This is a genomic window from Amycolatopsis sp. NPDC049252, from assembly GCF_043197175.1.
Taxonomy (GTDB): Bacteria; Actinomycetota; Actinomycetes; order Mycobacteriales; family Pseudonocardiaceae; genus Amycolatopsis.
In genome coordinates this window covers 1-15,039 of record NZ_JBICSQ010000069.1, presented here as the reverse complement: position 1 = coordinate 15,039, position 15,039 = coordinate 1, and the positions used below count along the sequence as shown (strand labels likewise).

The following is a 15,039-nucleotide window of genomic DNA, read 5'->3' as shown; positions in this document are numbered from 1 at the left end:
GGGACGACATCCCCGCGGGACCCGGCACGGAGGAGACGGACATGAACCTGCGTCCGGCCCGGCACGAACTCGGCATCACCGCCGAGCTGACCGAACTGGCCAAGGTCCGCAGCTGGGTCCGGTCCGTCCTCGGCGGCTTCCCGGCCGGCGTCGTCACCACCGCGGTGATGGTGGTCGACGAGCTGACCTCGAACGCCCTGCGCCACGGCCGCGCGCCCTACCACGTGCGCCTGCTGCCCGGCGTGGCCAAGCTGCGCATCGAGGTCGACGACGCCAGTGGTGAGAGCGCCCGGCGCCGGGCGCCGTCCGATCAGGGCGGCCGCGGGCTGCTGCTGGTCGAGCGCTGCGCGGCGGCCTGGGGCCAGCTGCGCCGCCCCGGCGGCAAGACCCTGTGGGCCGAGCTGGCGACCGACCCGGGTGCGCATGGCTGAACGCGTCGAGACCGCCCCCGCCACCCCGCTCACCGGCGACCTGGGCTGGGACGCCGCTCCCGCCGCGGCGATCGTGGCCGACGGCGCCGGGGTGATCCGGGCGCTCAACGAAGCCGCCGGCCTGCTCTTCCCGGACGCCGCCCCCGGCCGCCCGCTGGCCGGCGCGGTCGCGGACTGGCTGGCCGAGGCCGACGAGCGCCGCACGAGCGAAATCACCCGCGGTGAGGTCGGCGAGCGGTTCATCGCCGCGCACCCGGTCCCGCACGGCGACGCCGTGACGTGGTGGCTGGTCGACGAGACCGACATCCGCGCCGCCCAGGACGCACTGGCCCACGAGCAGGAGCGGACGGCGTTCCTCGGCGAGGCCGCCACCGCGCTGCTGGGCTCGCTCAACCTCGAACGCTGTATGGAGGTCGCCGCCCGGCTGGCCGCGGAGCACCTGGCCGACGCCGCGATGGTGCTGGCGCCCGCGACGGGCGGCCTGTACCCCGCCGTCACCTGCGTGCGCGGCGGCGAGCCGACCCGGGGCCGGCTGGCGATCGACCCGGACGAGCTGCCCGGGCTCGGCGAGGCGCTGCAGGGCTTCCCGCCCGTGCCGTCGCGCTGGCTCGACCCGGACACCGCGCCCGGTTGGGTGCTGCCGGGCGAGTTCGGCCCGGTCGGCTCGATCGTCGTGACCCCGCTGCCCGGCCACGGGGTGCCCGCCGGTGCCCTGGTCCTGCTGCGCAGCGGCGACCGGCGGTCGTTCAGCGAGCAGGAAGAGCTCTTCGCCCGCCTCTTCGCGGCCCGGGCGGGTGCGGCGATGTCGGCGGCGCGGGTGTTCGCGCTGCAGGCGTCCATCACCGACACGCTGATGCGCGAACTGCTCCCGCCGACCCTCGAGCAGCTCGGCGGGGTCGAGTTCGCCGGCCGGTACCGCCCGGCCCTCGACGGCGAGCGGATCGGCGGCGACTTCTACGACGTGCACTCGGCGATCGACGGCGAGGAGTCGCTGGCCGTGCTCGGCGACGTCTGCGGCAAGGGCCTCGACGCCGCCGTGCTGACCGGCAAGATCCGCACGACGCTGCGGGCGCTGCTGCCGATGGCCGGTGACCACCACCGGCTGCTCGGCCTGCTGAACCGCACCATCGCCGGCGGCCACGACACCCGGTACGTCACGCTGGTGCTGGCGTCCGCGCGCCGCGAGGGCGCCACGGTGCGGCTGCGTGTCACCTGCGCGGGCCACCCGCCGCCCCTGATCGTCCGGGCGGACGGCCGGGTGGAGGAGGCCGACACCCGCGGCAGCCTGATCGGCGTGCTGCCCGAGATCGAGTCGGTCAGCGCGGACGTGACGCTCAACCCCGGCGAGACCTGCCTGATGTTCACCGACGGCATCGTCGAGGCCAAGGGCGGCCCGCTCGGGGACGCCATGTTCGGCGAGGACCGGCTCCGGCAGATCCTCTCCGAGTGCGCGAACATGCCGGCCGACGCCGTCGTCGAGCGGGTGCACATGCTCGCGGCGCAGTGGATCGGGCGCGGCGACCACGACGACATGGCGGTTCTGGCGATCACCGCCCCGCGCGGGCAGCACCTCGCCGCGGTCGGCGGGCATGGCCGCGGGCGGTACACCGCGTGAGCGCCTCGACCCGCACCGGACCGGCCGGGATCGCCGAGAACGCCGACCGGCTCTGGGAGGCCGTCACCACCGGCGACGAGTACACCGCGGGCGACGTCGTGGTCCAGGCGCTGGGCCAGGGCCTCGACCCCGAGAGCGTGCTGCTCGACGTGATCGGCGCGGTGCAGCGGAAGGTCGGCCAGGAGTGGGCCGCCAACCGGCTCACCGTCGCGCAGGAACACGTCGCGACGGCGATCAACGACCGCGTCATCGCCACCTTCGGCTACGTCCTGAAGCGGCCGGAGCCGCACCTCGGCCGGGTCACCGTCGCCTGCGTGGACGGGGAGTGGCACGCGATGCCCGCCCGCCTGCTCGCCGAGGTCCTGCGGCTGCGCGGGTTCCACGTCGACTACCTGGGCGCGCAGGTCCCGGCCCCGCACCTGGTCGCCCACCTGCACCGCACCGGGCCGGACGCGGTCGCGCTGTCCAGCTCGATCGCCACCCGGCTGCCGACGGCGCACGCGACGATCACCGCCTGTCAGGCCGCGGCGACCCCGGTGATCGCCGGCGGCGCCGCGTTCGGGCCGGACGGCCGGTACGCGCGGCTGCTCGGTGCCGAGGCCTGGGCTCCGGACGCCCGCTCGGCCGCCGACAGGCTGGCCGAGCCGCTCCCCCGGCCCCAGACCGGGCACCAGCCGCTCGACGACCTGCCGCACCTGGCCGACCAGGAGTACACGCTGGTCACGCGCACCTCCGGCCGGCTCGTGAAGGCCGTGCTGGCCGGGCTGGAGGAGCGGATCCCGGCGATGCGGGCCTACACCGACCTGCAGCGCCAGCACACGGCCGAGGACATCGCGCACGTCGTCGAGTTCCTCGCGACCGCCCTCTACGTCGGTGACAGCGAGCTGTTCACCGGCTTCCTGACCTGGACGGCCGACATCCTCACCGCGCGCGGTGTCCCGGCCGTTTCGCTGGTGCCCGCGCTCGACCTGCTCGAAGCGGAGCTTCGCGACTTCCCGCGGGCCACCGGGCTGCTCGGCACCGCGCGCACGCACTTGGCGGACCGCGCCGCCGGATCGGGGCTGTCCGCATGAGCAGCGCACTGACCTGCACCTGGACGTTGCCGCGGGCCGGCACGGCCCACGTCGTGATCGTGGGCGAGCTCGAGTACGCGACGGCCGCGATGCTGCCGCGGCTGGTCGGTGACCGGCTGGCGGACGCACCCGGTGTCGAGGACGTCCGGCTCGACTGCGACGGCATCGAGTTCTGCGACTCCTCCGGGTTGTCGGCGCTGCTGCGGGTGCACACCGTCGTCACCGGCGCGGGCCGCCGGCTGCACCTGGACAACCGCCGGCCCGCCCTCGACCGGCTGCTGGCCCTCACCGGCACCTTCACGTACCTGACCGGCGAGGCCCTGGCCTCCCGCGCTCGCGCCGACTCCTAGGCCTGCAGCCGCGCCAGCTCCCACGGGTCGTGGGCGCTGAAGACCGTCACCTCGGCACCGTGGCGACGCACCAGCTCCCGCAGCCGTGCCTGCGTACCCAGCCGCAGGTCGTGGTGGATTTCGGAGCGGGTCTGGACGACGTCCAGCACCGGGTGCGGCTCCGGCAGGACGTCGAGCTCCCGGTGGTAGTAGTAGGCGTCGCCGCAGTGCAGCAGCCAGCGCGTGCCGTCGTGCACCGCGACCCCGGCGTGGCCCGCGGTGTGCCCGCCGAGCGGCACCAGCCGGATCTCCGGCGGCAGCCCGGTCAGCGGCACGGACGCGAAGCCGAACCAGTCGTCCCCGCCCGGCGCGTCGTAGGCCGCCCAGTCCGGGCCGTGCGCCCAGTGCGCGGGCCGGTAGCGGAAGCTCGGCGCTTCGGCGATCGCGGCGTCCAGCTCCGCGCGCAGCACGTGCACCCGCGCGCCGGGGAAGTCGGGCAGGCCGCCGCAGTGGTCGACGTCGAGGTGGGTGACGGCGACGTGCCGCACGTCGGCCGGGTCGAACCCGAGCCGGGCGACCTGCCGGATCGCCGTCTCGTCCTCGGCGAGCGCGGGCTGGGCCATGGTGACCCAGTCGGCGCCCAGGGTGGCCTCGGGATCGCGGACGTCGCCGAGGCCGAGGCCGGTCTCGACCAGGACGAGACCGTCGCGGTCGGTCTCCAGAAGGAGGCAGTGGTTGACGGCCGGGGCGGCCGGGAGTCCCGGGGCTTCGATCTGCCGCACGGACCCGCAGTTGAGGTGGTGGATCTTCATGGGGACAGCCTCTGACTTGAAGTACGATTCAAGTCAAGTCCCTGGGAGGTCCGGATGGCCGAAACCCTGCTCGACATCGCCGAGGTCGCCGAACGCACCGGGCTGGCGCCTTCGGCGTTGCGGTTCTACGAGAAGCGCGGGCTGGTCGCGCCGGCGGGCCGCAACGGCCTGCGGCGCACCTACCACCCGGACGTCCTGCGGCGCCTGGACCTCGTCGCGTGCGCCCGCGGGGCCGGGTTCACGATCGCCGAAATCGCCCGGTTCCTCGTGGCGACCCCGAGCGACGCGGCACTGCGCGAGCGGATGGCGTCGAAGGCGGACGAGCTCGACGGCGCCATCGACCGCCTGACGCGGATGCGCGACAGTCTGCGGCACGCGGCGCACTGTGACCACGTGCCGCTGGTCGACTGCCCCGACTTCAAGGTGACGATCGGCTGACCCGATTGAGCAATGGCAGTGCGGGAAAGCCGTGGTCCTGCCAGATCCGGCGGGAGGCCTCTTCCGGGTAGGCGGTGACCGCCGTCGAGGTGTCGAAGAGCCGGGTGAGGCGCCGGGTGGTGTCGTACGCCGGCCAGCCGGGGTCGCCGTGGGTGGCGAACGCCGTCCACGCCGCGCGCATCCGAGCCGACAGCACTTCCGCCTCGGCGGTGTCCTGGCCGATCAGCAGGGCGGGCCGGCCCCGGTCCAGGTTGCCGAAGACCAGCGGCACGTCGAGGCCGTGGCAGGCGCCGAACGCGCCGCCCATCCCCGGCGCGGGCCAGGTCAGCTCGTAGAGGTGGGCGCGGCCGCCGGCCGCGACGTGCGCCTCGGCGAGGTGCAGGCTCGGCATCCGGAACAGCCAGTCCGAGTGGACCAGCTCGTACAGCTCGTCCGGGCCCGCGTCAGGGAAGGCCTCCCGGTACCGGCGAGCACCGTCCGGACCGGGCGCGAAGACCTCCAGAGCCGTCGCCGCCTGCTCCGGCGTCACCTGGCCGAGGATGCCCTCGATCGCGGTGAACAGCCGCTGTTCGTCGCGGGTGTGGCCGACGACGAGTTCGACGTCCCGGCCGGCGAGGGTCTGCCACGGCGTGCCCGGCAGGACGTCGCCGTCGACGACGGGAGCGAACGGGATCGACCGGTGCGCGGCCTGACCCCAGTCCTGGGTCCGCCCGCCGATCCCCGCGGTGACCGCGTCACCGGCGGCGGCCAGCAGGTCCGGGGCCACGTCGGACAGGTCGGCCACCGTGGGACGCAGCCCCAGTTCGGCGGCGAAGGCGGCCCCGATGTCGGCGGCGAGCTCCGGGGAGAAGAACGTGCCCGGCACGCTCTGCGCGATGGCCCGGCGGAAGAGCCCGGCCGCCCGCGGCATCGCCAGCAGCGCGGCGACCGACCCACCGCCTGCCGACTCGCCGAAGACCGTGACCCGGCCGGGATCGCCGCCGAAGGCCCGGATGGTGTCGTGCACCCACCGCAGCGCGGCGACCTGGTCGAGCAGGCCACGGTTGGCGGGCGCCCCGTCGAGCTGCGCGAAACCCTCGATGCCGACGCGGTAGTTGAAGGTCACCACGACGACCCCGCCGTCGCGCGCGAGGCGGGCGCCGTCGTACTCGGGGAGCCCGGACGTGCCGATTCCGTAGGCACCGCCCTGGATCCACACCATGACCGGCAGCCCGGCGGCGGGACCGGGTTCGGGCGACCAGACGTTGACCGTCAGCCAGTCTTCGCCCGGCGCGTCCTTCGCGAGCTCGTCCATGCCGAACGCCCCGGCCTGCGGGGGCGGCGGGCCGTACGAGACGGCCTCCCGCACCCCGTCCCAGGCCCGAACCGGTTGTGGTGCGGCGAACCGCAGGGCGCCGACCGGCGGCTCGGCGAACGGGATGCCGCGGAACACTGCGAGGCCCGCTTCCCTGCTGCCGCGCAGAGTTCCGGCCGGTGTGCGGGCTTCGGGGCGGGACGCGACAGCGGTCATCGCAGGGATGCTCCTCGCCGGACGGGACACGCGCCAGCCATTTACCTACGGCTGATCGGCTTTCCGGGCCAGCTTCGACGGCCACCAGATCCGGCGGCCGACGTCCACGGTGAGCGCCGGGACCAGCAGCGAGCGCACGAGGAACGTGTCCAGCAGCACGCCGAACGCGACGATGAAGGCGATCTGGGCGAGGAACAGGATCGGGATCACCGACAGCGCCGAGAACGTCGCGGCCAGGACGACACCGGCCGACGTGATCACGCCGCCGGTCAGCGACAACCCGCGCAGGGTGCCGTCGCGCGTGCCCCGGGTCAGCGCTTCTTCCCGCACGCGCGTCATCAGGAAGATGTTGTAGTCGATTCCCAGTGCCACCAGGAACACGAACCCGAACAACGGCACCACCGGGTCCGCCCCCGGGAAGCCGAAGATGTGGTTGAACACCAGCGCCGACACGCCCATGGTCGCGGCGAACGACAGCACCACCGTCGCGATCAGCAGCAACGGCGCGAGCAGGGATCGCAGCAACAGCGCCAGTACGAGGAAGATCACCAGCAGCACGATCGGGATGATCAGCTCCCGGTCGCGCACGGACGTCTGCTGCGTGTCCAGCTGGATCGCCGTCGGGCCGCCGACCTTCGCGGCCGCGCCGGGCACCGCGTGCACGGCGTCCCGCAGCCGCTCGACGGTCGCGACCGCGGCTTCGGAGTCCGCGGGGTCGTTCAGCACGGACAGGATCTGCACCCGGCCGGCCACCACCTTGAGTTTCCCGTCGGGGCCGGGCAGCGGGAGCGACTGGGCCACTCCGTCCACTTTGGACGCCGCGAGCACGGCGGGCAGCGCGCCGGCGTCGGCGATGGTGATCGCGGGCGCGCCGAGGCCACCCGGGAAGTGCCGGCCGAGGACGTCCTGCCCGGTCCCGGACTCGACCTGGGTGAGGAAGACGTCCGACTGGGCGGTGCCGGACGCCTTGAGCTGCGGCAGGAACGCGACGCCGATGCCGAGCACGAGCGCCGTCACGATCCACACCGCGCGCGGCCGCCTGCCGACCAGGCCCGACACCCGGCCCCAGATCCCGGCCGTCTCCGGGTGCGGCGAGCCGAGCGCGGGCTTGAACGGCCAGAACGCGCCGCGGCCGCAGAGGGCGAGCACGGCGGGCAGGAACGTCGTCGACGCCAGCAGCGCGGCGCCGATGCCGATCGCCGCGACCGGGCCGAGGCCCTTGTTGGAGTTGAGGTCGCTGAACAGCAGGCACAGCACGCCGAGCACGACAGTGCCCGCCGACGCGGCGATCGGCTCGAGCGTGGCGCGCCAGGCGATCCGCAGGGCGTCGAACCGGCTCGGCGTGTCCCGCAGCTGCTCGCGGAACCGCGCCACCGTCAGCAGGGCGTAGTCGGTCGCCGCGCCGAACACGAGGATCGAGAGGATGCCCTGGCTCTGGCCGTTGAGCGCGAGGACGTCGTTCTTGGCCAGCAGGTAGACCACGAGGCTGGCGAGCCCGAGCGCGAACACCGCCGAGAGCAGCACCAGGAACGGCAGCAGCGGGCTGCGGTAGACCACGATGAGGATCAGCGCGACCACACCCCCGGCGACGAGCAGCAGGATGCCGTCGATCCCGCCGAACGCCTTGACCAGGTCGGCGATCTGCCCGGCCGGGCCGGTGACCAGCACCGTCAGGCCGTCCGGGGCGCCGGTGAGCCGGGCGCGGACCTCCTTGACGACGTCGGCGGGGTTGCCGTCGGCGAGGATCGGCACGGCCAGCTGCACGGCCTGGTCGTCGCGCGGCGCGTTCTGGGGCTTTCCCAGCGGCCCGACGACGCCGGGGACGGTGCCCAGCTCCTGGGATTTGCTCTCGAGGAACCGGCGGTCTTCGCCGGTCAGGCCGCTCGTGCGTTCGGCGACGACGGTGGCGGGCAGCACCTGGCGCGGGGTGAACGCCTTCTGCTCGTCGGACACCTCGGTGGCTTCGGCCGAGGCGGGCAGGAAGGCGGCGTTGTCGTTCTTCGCGACTTCGCTGAGCTTCCCGGCGAACGGCCCGCCGAACCCGCCGATCGCGAGCCAGGCGATCACCAGGAGGGCCGGGATCAGCCAGCGAAGACGGCGTGGAGAAGTCTCGTTCATGGTCGCTAAAGTCCCTTCGAGCGCGAACACGCCCAATTGTTCAGCAGGCTGAACATTCTGCACGACGGCACGGAGTGACGGTGAGCACAGCCCCCGAACCGGACCTGAGCACGTGGCCGACCGGCCGGCTCCTGGCCGTGGCCGCGCGGCTGGTCGAGCAACGCTGGGTCGCCGTGCTCGCCGGCCTGGACCTGACCCACGCGGGCCTGATCGCGCTGCACACCCTGCGCGGCGGGCCGCTCCCCCAGCGGACGCTGGCCCAGCGCTGCCAGGTCACCGACCAGACGATGAGCCGCACCCTCGACCGGCTCGCCAAGGCCGGCTTCGTCACCCGCACGCCGGACCCGGCCGACGCCCGCCGTCACGTCACGCGGATGACCGCGAGCGGCCGCGCGGTCCTCGACCGCGCGGTGCGCGCCGAACGCGAGGACCCGGCCCTGCTCGGCGGCCTCGGGGACGACGACGCCTTCCGCGCGCGGCTGCTCTCATTGATCGACGGTTTGTCGGCGGGCGATTGAGACCACCCGCGGCTGGGTAGCTCTTCAGGCATGTGGATCGCGGTGAGCACCCCAGTGGCCCTGTTGATCGCTACCGTCCTGATGGAGCGGTTCGAGCGACGATGCAGCATCGTGCCCACCGCGAAAGCCGAACGGCCACCGGTCGGCAACTGACCCCGTTTTCCCTTGCGGCCTGGCGCTTCCCCGCGGAAGTGCCAGGCCTTACCTGTGCGCGCTGTTCACCCTTTCGAGTGATCCACACCTCGTCGAGAACCTCGGCGCCGGTCCCCGATGTCTTACGGGGCAGATCCGGTGGACGCCGGGTCGAGGGAGGAGAGCACCATGCGCACCACCACGAAGCCGCAGAAGTTGCTCGGCCTGGCCCTCGCGGCCGGGCTGGTCACGGCCACGAGCATCGGGATCGCCGGCGGGGCGTCGGCCGATCCGGGAACCACCGAGGGGACGACCATGACCGAAGCGCACCAGCAGCCACCGAAGGGGGCGCGCGCCACCGTTCAGGTGAGCCCGAACCCCACCACGCGGCGCGGCGAAGAAGTGACCATCACCGGGAACTGCGGGGGCGGCACCGGCCTGAAGTCGGTGCTCGGGGGTTTCCCCGAGCACCCGGTGCTGGAGAACGTCCGGATCATCAAGTCCGGGCCGGACGAATTCGAGGCCAAGGCCACGCTGTCCGAACAGATCGGGAACGGCGTCGGTCCCGTTTTTGTCGACTGCGGCGGCGAGGCGGGAGTGACCCTGCTGGTCACGCACGTCTGAACCGGCGAAAAGCCCGCTCGCCGGCACCCGGGTTCCGGCGAGCGGGCCACTCCGAATGCGGTCCGGCTCAGCAGTTCTTCCAGGCGAAGTGGTAAACGGTGTCGACATTCGCGTGTTCGGAGTCCATTTCGATGAAAGTGGACCCCGTGGACGTCCCGTCGTCCGCCCGCAGTTCCGCGTTGATGTTGAGGTTGCGGTCCTCACCGCACGGCGCGAACACGAGCGCGGCGACGTCGGTGGTGTCGGTCGCGCGCCACTGGCCGTGGAACGGGCCGGGGAAGGTGTGGCGCACCCGTGCGGTCGGCGAGGTCCCGGCGAAGTAGTAGTTCGCCTGCTCGAGTGTGCTCGCCCCGCTCTCGATGTGCGCGAACCCGCGGTAGTCCGCCTCCGCGATCGCGTACGTGAACCCTTGCGGCACATGCACGAGCACGTTGATCTGGCAGTTCTTCCTGCCGTCGAGGGCGGAGGCGCCACCGCCGGCCTTGGCGGTGAAGTTCGAGTACCGCACCGTGAAGGAGGTGTTGTCGGAGGCGACGTCGGCCGACGCGGTGGCCGTGCCGGCCGGGCAGCCCGAGCCGTTGATGGTCTTGATGTCGAGCGTGATCTTTTCGGTCGGCACCGGATTCGCCGACGAATCGGCGGGTGCGGCGAGCAGGGACAGAATTGTTACGGCGACGACCGACATACCGAGCATGACGCTCCTCCAAATGGGCCACGATGCCTTGTGATCACGATGATCGCTCGCGGAAGGGATCGTAGCGCGATCGCAAAGTGTTCGAGGGCCACTGAACGGAGTAACACGGCCGCCGGCGGTACGGGAAATCCATTTCCCCGTACTTTCGCGGTGTAATAGTTGATTATTCGAAGAAACGGAAGTCCTACTGGACTGGACCAGTATTGCGCCGGAGCGAATACGGCGGTGTCGCGGACGCGAGCAACGTTTCGGCGTCCAGTGTCACGGCCCGGCTCCCCCGCTCCCCGAACCGCCGCGCCACCAGTGCGCCCGGCTCCTCGACGCGGTCCACCCGCCCGGACAGGAAGGCCCACTCGTGCTCGTCGGACCCGAAGTACAGCACGGTCCCGAACACCTCGCGGAACCGCCGCCACGACGCGACCAGCGTTTCGTTGCGCCACAACGTCGGGCAGCCCGCCTGGCAGGTCACCACCCCGCCGGGCGCCAGCAACCGCGCGCAGCGTCCGAGGAAGTCCTTGCCGTACAGGCGGTTGTGCTGCGCGTCCGTATCACCGTTCTCGTCCGGCAGGTCGATCACGACGACGTCGTAGGTGGCACCGCGCTCTTCGGCGGCGGCGAGGAACGCCCAGCCGTCCTCATAGGACAGACAGATGGGCCCGGCACCGCGCTCGGCTTCGGCGAGGGCGGCCGGCGTGTAGCCGTAGGGCAGGTGCTCGGCGCAGGCCCGCACGGCCTGTTCGTCGATGTCGACGTGGTCGACGACCTCGGCGCCGGCGGCCAGGGCCAGTTCGCAGACAACACCTTCGCTCGAACCGATCACGAGCACCCGGCGCACGTGGTCGGCGAGCAGGAGCGCGGGGACCATCAGCGCCTCGTGGTACACCAGCTGGCTCGCCTCGGTGCTCTGGCGCTCGCCGTCGCAGAACAGGGAGACGCCCTGCGCGGTGCGCCCGATCAGCACGTCCTGGTAGGCCGTGCGCGCGCTGAACACGACGTCTTCGACCTCCCAGACACGGGTGAGGCCGGGGCCGAGCGGTTCGTGGATCGCTGTCATCAGGGTTCTCCCCGGCGCAGGACGGACAGGTGGACCGATGCGGCGTCCAGCGCCTTGGCCAGCAGCCGCACCGCGTGCTCGGGATCGGCGCGCTCGCCGCAGGTGAACACGTCGGCGAACAGCGACCCGTGCTCGGGGTACGTGTGCACCGAGGCGTGGGATTCGGCGAGCAGCGCGATCACGGTGGCGCCCTGCGGCGCGAAGCTCTTGGCCACGACGTCGACGACCGTCGCGCCCGCCTCCGTCACCGCCGCGCGAAGCAGTTCCCCCAGCTTCGGGGCGTCGTCGAGCAGGCCCGGGTCGACGCCGTGCAGCTCGGCCAGCACGTGCCGTCCGGTGAACCGGCCGATTTCAGGCATCTCCCCACCTCCCCAGGCAGTAGGTGCGCAGCGGCTCGATCCCGTTGAACTCCACCGACGCGTAGGACGCCGTGTAGGCGCCGGTCCCCGGCAGGTCGAGGCGGTCGCCGGCGCGCAGCGACAGCGGCAGCTCGTACGGCGTCCGCTGGTAGAGCACGTCGTCGCCGTCGCAGGTCGGCCCGGCGAGCACCACCGGCCCGGCGGGTCCGTCGTGCGGCTCGACCGGCTCGAACCGGTAGGCGATCGCCTCGTTCTCGGCCTCGGCGAGCCCGTTGTAGCGGCCGATGTCGAGGTACACCCAGCGTCGCTCACCGCGGCGGGCGACCAGGACGACCTCGGTGCGCAGCAGGCCGGCGTCGGCGACCAGCACGCGGCCCGGTTCAAGCAGCAGCTCGGGCCGCCCGTCGGGGAAGTGCGTGGCGAGGGCCGACTCGATCGTGGCCGCGTAGGCAGTCAGCGCCGGGACGTCGGTGCGGTGCGCCGTCGCGAAGCCGCCGCCCAGGTTGAGCCGGGTCATCGGCACGTCCTGGGCCGCGGCCTCGGCGAACAGCTTCGCCGCCGTGGCGATCCCGATCTCCCAGGCGGCGAGGTCGGGCTGCTGCGAGCCGACGTGGAAGGCGACGCCGGGCCGCAGCCCCAGCTCGGCCGCGCGCAGCACCAGGTCGAGGGCCTCGGCCGGGTCGCAGCCGAACTTGCGGCCGAACGGCGTCACGGAGTCCGGCGCGTCGAGGACCACGCGGATCGACACCGCCGCGCCCGGCGCGTGCCGGGCCAAGTTGTCGACGTCGTCCAGAGCGTCGGAGGTGAACTCGCGGACACCGCGCTCGTGCGCGTAGGCGACGTCACGGGGTTTCTTGATCGGGTTGCCGTAGGCGAGGTCCGCCGGATCGGCGCCGCGCTCGAGGCATCGCGCGAGCTCGGCGGGCCCGGCGACATCGAAGCCGATCCCGGCCGCCACCAGCGCGTCGAGCACCGGCGGAGCCGGGTTGGCCTTGACCGCGTACCGGATCAGAGCCCCGGGGAACGCCGCGCGGAACGCCCCAGCCTGAGCAGCCACGACGTCGGTGTCGACGACAAGGCACGGGGTCGGCGGATCCCGCTCGTCGAGAAACCGGCGAACCCGGCTGAAGTCGGCGCACACGGCGCCAGTCTCGCAAACGACACCAGCCCGAACCCCCACAGGTGCTCCGGCGGCTCACCCCGGACCTCCGGCCCGCTCATCCACCACACGGCCCTGCCGGACGCCCCCACCGGGCCCTCAGACCACCGCCACAAGCAAGCAACGATTCGTCCCGGACCTCGGGCTCGGCCCCTTCCTCCTCGTGGACCCGCCGGCTGTCCCCGCAAGGCCGCTCATCCGCTCGGGACCTCGTCGCACCGTCACACCAACCACCACAGGTGGCCCAGCGATTCGCCCCGGACCCCGAGCCCCACCTCATCCACCGCGCGGGCCTGTCGAACGCCCCGCCAGGCCCGCTCATCCGCGGCACCTCACCGCGCCCTCAGACAAACCGCCACAGGTGGCCCAGGGGTTCTTCCCGGACCTCGGGCCCGACCTCATCCACGTCCGGACCTGCCGGGCGGCTCATCCGCTCACCGCGCCGTCAGACGAACCGCCACAGGTGGTCCGGCGTGCCGTTGTCGTCCCACTGTGTCACCTGCGCGCCGTCGGCGGTGGACTGCTGGTCGACCGCCATGACCTTGCCGCTGCGGACGTTGACGAGCTTCGACCAGCCGCCGCCGGCGTCGACGATCCGCCAGTTGTGGTCCGGGGTGCCGTTGTCCTGGTACTGCTGCACGTGCGCACCGTTGTCGAGGCTCTGGTCGTGCACGGCGAGGATCTTGCCGCTGTTGCGGTTGACGATCCGGACCGTGCCGTCGCCGTTGTCGACGACCGCCCAGAGGTGGTCGGCGCTGCCGTTGTCCGACCACTGCGTGACCTCGGCGGTGTCGGCCAGGGACATGTTCGACACGGCCAGGACCTTGCCCGACCGCTGGTTCTGGAGCTTGCGCCAGACCGTCGTCGACCCGGCGGGCCGGGTCAGCAGGGCCAGGTAACCCCCGGCGACCGGGCGGGCCTGGAAGCCGCGCTGGGTGGCGTCGGCGACGACGTACCAGTCGGTGAACGGCACGCGCTGCGGTGTGGTGTTCGCGAAGCTGTAGACGCCCTCGACCAGGGTGTTCCGGATGTTCGGCTGGTCGGTGAGCCAGGCCGCGGTCCACAGCTCCCAGTCGGCCTTCGTGTAGTTGTTGCGCGGGTCGAGCAGCACGCCGTGGGCGGTCGCGCGGGCCTGGTACCAGGCCGCTTCCTGCGCCGCGACGCCGACCGGGACCAGGTCGAGGCCGAGCACGCGGGCGGCGAAGCCGTTGTACTTCAGGCTCCACGTGCCGGGCTGGTCGTAGGCGAGCTTCAGGTGCTGGTTGGACGTGTCCTGCGCGAGCGTCACCCACTGGCTGACGTAGCTGCGCGAAACCGACCGGTACCGCTGGGCGTCGGCGGTATTGCCGGTGGCGCTCGCGATGACACCCATCGCGCCGACGCCGATGATCCCCTTGAGCGCGAGGTTGGCGCTGTGGGCGATGAACCCGGTGAAGTCGTCGGTCTGGTTCTGGAAGCCCGGGTCGAGCGTGTTGCCGACGAGGTACTCGGCCCACTGCCGCAGGATCCGGTAGTGGGTGGTGGCGAACGCGCTCGCCTCCGCCGCCGGCAGCCGCTGCACCAGCGCGGCGGCCATGATCAGCATGTTGGCCGACTCCTCGACCGGCATGCTCTCCTCGTTGCCGTCGTTGTGCCCGGTCGCGTCCGGGTAGTGGGTGCCGACGTCGTGCTCGGCGAACTGCATCGGCCAGCCACCGTGCTCGGGGTAGTCGAGCAACGGTTCCAGGATGAGCCGCAGGTAGGCCGGGGAAAGGTAGAGGTAGGCCGGGAACGCCGGGTACGTGACGTCCACTGTGGACATGTTGCCGCTGGAGGAGATTTCCTTGAGGAAGGCCCACGGCGAACCACCGCGGTCGACCAGCTCGGTGCCGCCGAACGCCTGGCGCAGGGCCAGCGCGCAGATCGCGGCGTAGTGCTCGCCGGTGGTGCCGCCGCCGGCCGCGGCCACGGCGTCGTCGTGCAGGCGCTGGTCGATGGCGGTCGCGGCCGCCAGCGCCGCGCCGTAGTCGTTCGCGAACCACACGGCCATGTCCTGCCAGCTGCCCCAGTAGTGCGTCCACCAGGGCTTCAGCTCCGCGCCGAGGTAGCGCACCGCCGGCGTCCGGACGTGCCCGATCGCGAGGGTGAACGGCGCCGACGTCCCGCCGGCGGCGATCGTCCCGAGGTTCCGGTT

15 protein-coding genes are annotated in these 15,039 nt (G+C 72.6%); 7 read left to right on the top strand and 8 right to left on the bottom strand.

What is annotated here, in order from left to right; translation table 11 throughout:
• Positions 1-41: 41 nt before the first annotated feature.
• Genes ACGFMK_RS38900 through ACGFMK_RS38885 form a run of 4 tightly spaced genes read left to right on the top strand, consistent with a single transcriptional unit; the run spans position 42 to position 3,469 of the window.
• The gene (locus ACGFMK_RS38900; RefSeq protein WP_392774162.1) at positions 42-431 is read left to right on the top strand and encodes an ATP-binding protein; all 390 of its coding nucleotides are present in this window, start codon (positions 42-44) and stop codon (positions 429-431) included.
• Positions 424-2,046, top strand: a complete 1,623-nt coding sequence (locus tag ACGFMK_RS38895) for a PP2C family protein-serine/threonine phosphatase (RefSeq protein WP_392774160.1) — start codon at positions 424-426, stop codon at positions 2,044-2,046. Before ACGFMK_RS38900 ends, ACGFMK_RS38895 begins: the two co-directional genes overlap by 8 nt.
• The gene (locus tag ACGFMK_RS38890) at positions 2,043-3,119 is read left to right on the top strand and encodes a B12-binding domain-containing protein (protein WP_392774159.1); all 1,077 of its coding nucleotides are present in this window, start codon (positions 2,043-2,045) and stop codon (positions 3,117-3,119) included. The genes ACGFMK_RS38895 and ACGFMK_RS38890 overlap by 4 nt, the downstream gene beginning before the upstream one ends.
• Positions 3,116-3,469: an STAS domain-containing protein gene (locus ACGFMK_RS38885; protein WP_392774157.1), complete on the top strand. Its 354-nt coding sequence runs from the start codon at positions 3,116-3,118 to the stop codon at positions 3,467-3,469. Before ACGFMK_RS38890 ends, ACGFMK_RS38885 begins: the two co-directional genes overlap by 4 nt.
• Here the strand turns inward: ACGFMK_RS38885 and ACGFMK_RS38880 are convergent.
• Entirely contained in the window at positions 3,466-4,260 is a 795-nt protein-coding gene (locus ACGFMK_RS38880; RefSeq protein ID WP_392774155.1) for an MBL fold metallo-hydrolase, read from the bottom strand. The two genes, ACGFMK_RS38885 and ACGFMK_RS38880, sit on opposite strands and share 4 nt — an antisense overlap.
• A gap of 54 nt (positions 4,261-4,314) precedes the next feature.
• Here ACGFMK_RS38880 and ACGFMK_RS38875 point away from each other — a divergent pair, with 54 nt between their 5' ends.
• A complete protein-coding gene (locus ACGFMK_RS38875) occupies positions 4,315-4,698 on the top strand; it encodes a MerR family transcriptional regulator (protein ID WP_392774154.1) in 384 nt (127 codons plus the stop codon).
• Here ACGFMK_RS38875 and ACGFMK_RS38870 read toward each other — a convergent pair.
• The gene (locus ACGFMK_RS38870; protein ID WP_392774152.1) at positions 4,679-6,208 is read right to left on the bottom strand and encodes a carboxylesterase/lipase family protein; all 1,530 of its coding nucleotides are present in this window, start codon (positions 6,206-6,208) and stop codon (positions 4,679-4,681) included. The genes ACGFMK_RS38875 and ACGFMK_RS38870 overlap by 20 nt on opposite strands.
• 45 nt (positions 6,209-6,253) lie before the next feature.
• Positions 6,254-8,326 (bottom strand): MMPL family transporter, encoded by a 2,073-nt coding sequence (locus ACGFMK_RS38865; protein ID WP_392774150.1) that lies wholly within the window; start codon positions 8,324-8,326, stop codon positions 6,254-6,256.
• Between the two features lie 74 nt (positions 8,327-8,400).
• Here ACGFMK_RS38865 and ACGFMK_RS38860 point away from each other — a divergent pair, with 74 nt between their 5' ends.
• Both ACGFMK_RS38860 and ACGFMK_RS38855 read left to right on the top strand, forming a co-directional pair.
• Entirely contained in the window at positions 8,401-8,844 is a 444-nt protein-coding gene (locus ACGFMK_RS38860; RefSeq protein WP_392774149.1) for a MarR family winged helix-turn-helix transcriptional regulator, read from the top strand.
• Between the two features lie 321 nt (positions 8,845-9,165).
• A complete protein-coding gene (locus ACGFMK_RS38855; RefSeq protein WP_392774147.1) occupies positions 9,166-9,600 on the top strand; it encodes a hypothetical protein in 435 nt (144 codons plus the stop codon).
• Positions 9,601-9,667: 67 nt separating this feature from the next.
• Here ACGFMK_RS38855 and ACGFMK_RS38850 read toward each other — a convergent pair whose 3' ends face one another.
• The 5 genes from ACGFMK_RS38850 to ACGFMK_RS38830 form a co-directional block, all read right to left on the bottom strand.
• Positions 9,668-10,294, bottom strand: a complete 627-nt coding sequence (locus ACGFMK_RS38850; protein ID WP_392774145.1) for a DUF4360 domain-containing protein — start codon at positions 10,292-10,294, stop codon at positions 9,668-9,670.
• A gap of 184 nt (positions 10,295-10,478) precedes the next feature.
• The gene (locus ACGFMK_RS38845) at positions 10,479-11,348 is read right to left on the bottom strand and encodes a spermidine synthase (RefSeq protein WP_392774144.1); all 870 of its coding nucleotides are present in this window, start codon (positions 11,346-11,348) and stop codon (positions 10,479-10,481) included.
• Positions 11,348-11,707, bottom strand: a complete 360-nt coding sequence (speD, locus tag ACGFMK_RS38840) for an adenosylmethionine decarboxylase (protein ID WP_323328806.1) — start codon at positions 11,705-11,707, stop codon at positions 11,348-11,350. The genes ACGFMK_RS38845 and speD overlap by 1 nt, the downstream gene beginning before the upstream one ends.
• Positions 11,700-12,848 carry a type III PLP-dependent enzyme gene (locus tag ACGFMK_RS38835; RefSeq protein WP_392774142.1) on the bottom strand — a complete coding sequence of 383 codons (1,149 nt, stop codon included), beginning with the start codon at positions 12,846-12,848 and terminating at the stop codon, positions 11,700-11,702. The genes speD and ACGFMK_RS38835 overlap by 8 nt, the downstream gene beginning before the upstream one ends.
• Before the next feature lie 463 nt (positions 12,849-13,311).
• Positions 13,312-15,039 (bottom strand): glutaminase domain-containing protein (locus ACGFMK_RS38830; protein ID WP_392774141.1); only part of this gene is annotated, 1,728 nt, incomplete at its 5' end.

What these genes read in the sequence shown, in the direction of transcription:
- ACGFMK_RS38900 (WP_392774162.1), top strand. Translation starts at nt 42, where the DNA reads ATGAACCTGCGTCCGGCCCGGCACGAACTCGGCATCACCGCCGAGCTG.
- ACGFMK_RS38895 (WP_392774160.1), top strand. Translation starts at nt 424, where the DNA reads ATGGCTGAACGCGTCGAGACCGCCCCCGCCACCCCGCTCACCGGCGAC.
- ACGFMK_RS38885 (WP_392774157.1), top strand. Translation starts at nt 3,116, where the DNA reads ATGAGCAGCGCACTGACCTGCACCTGGACGTTGCCGCGGGCCGGCACG.
- ACGFMK_RS38880 (WP_392774155.1), bottom strand. Translation starts at nt 4,260, where the DNA reads ATGAAGATCCACCACCTCAACTGCGGGTCCGTGCGGCAGATCGAAGCC.
- ACGFMK_RS38875 (WP_392774154.1), top strand. Translation starts at nt 4,315, where the DNA reads ATGGCCGAAACCCTGCTCGACATCGCCGAGGTCGCCGAACGCACCGGG.
- ACGFMK_RS38870 (WP_392774152.1), bottom strand. Translation starts at nt 6,208, where the DNA reads ATGACCGCTGTCGCGTCCCGCCCCGAAGCCCGCACACCGGCCGGAACT.
- ACGFMK_RS38865 (WP_392774150.1), bottom strand. Translation starts at nt 8,326, where the DNA reads ATGAACGAGACTTCTCCACGCCGTCTTCGCTGGCTGATCCCGGCCCTC.
- ACGFMK_RS38855 (WP_392774147.1), top strand. Translation starts at nt 9,166, where the DNA reads ATGCGCACCACCACGAAGCCGCAGAAGTTGCTCGGCCTGGCCCTCGCG.
- ACGFMK_RS38850 (WP_392774145.1), bottom strand. Translation starts at nt 10,294, where the DNA reads ATGCTCGGTATGTCGGTCGTCGCCGTAACAATTCTGTCCCTGCTCGCC.
- ACGFMK_RS38845 (WP_392774144.1), bottom strand. Translation starts at nt 11,348, where the DNA reads ATGACAGCGATCCACGAACCGCTCGGCCCCGGCCTCACCCGTGTCTGG.
- speD (WP_323328806.1), bottom strand. Translation starts at nt 11,707, where the DNA reads ATGCCTGAAATCGGCCGGTTCACCGGACGGCACGTGCTGGCCGAGCTG.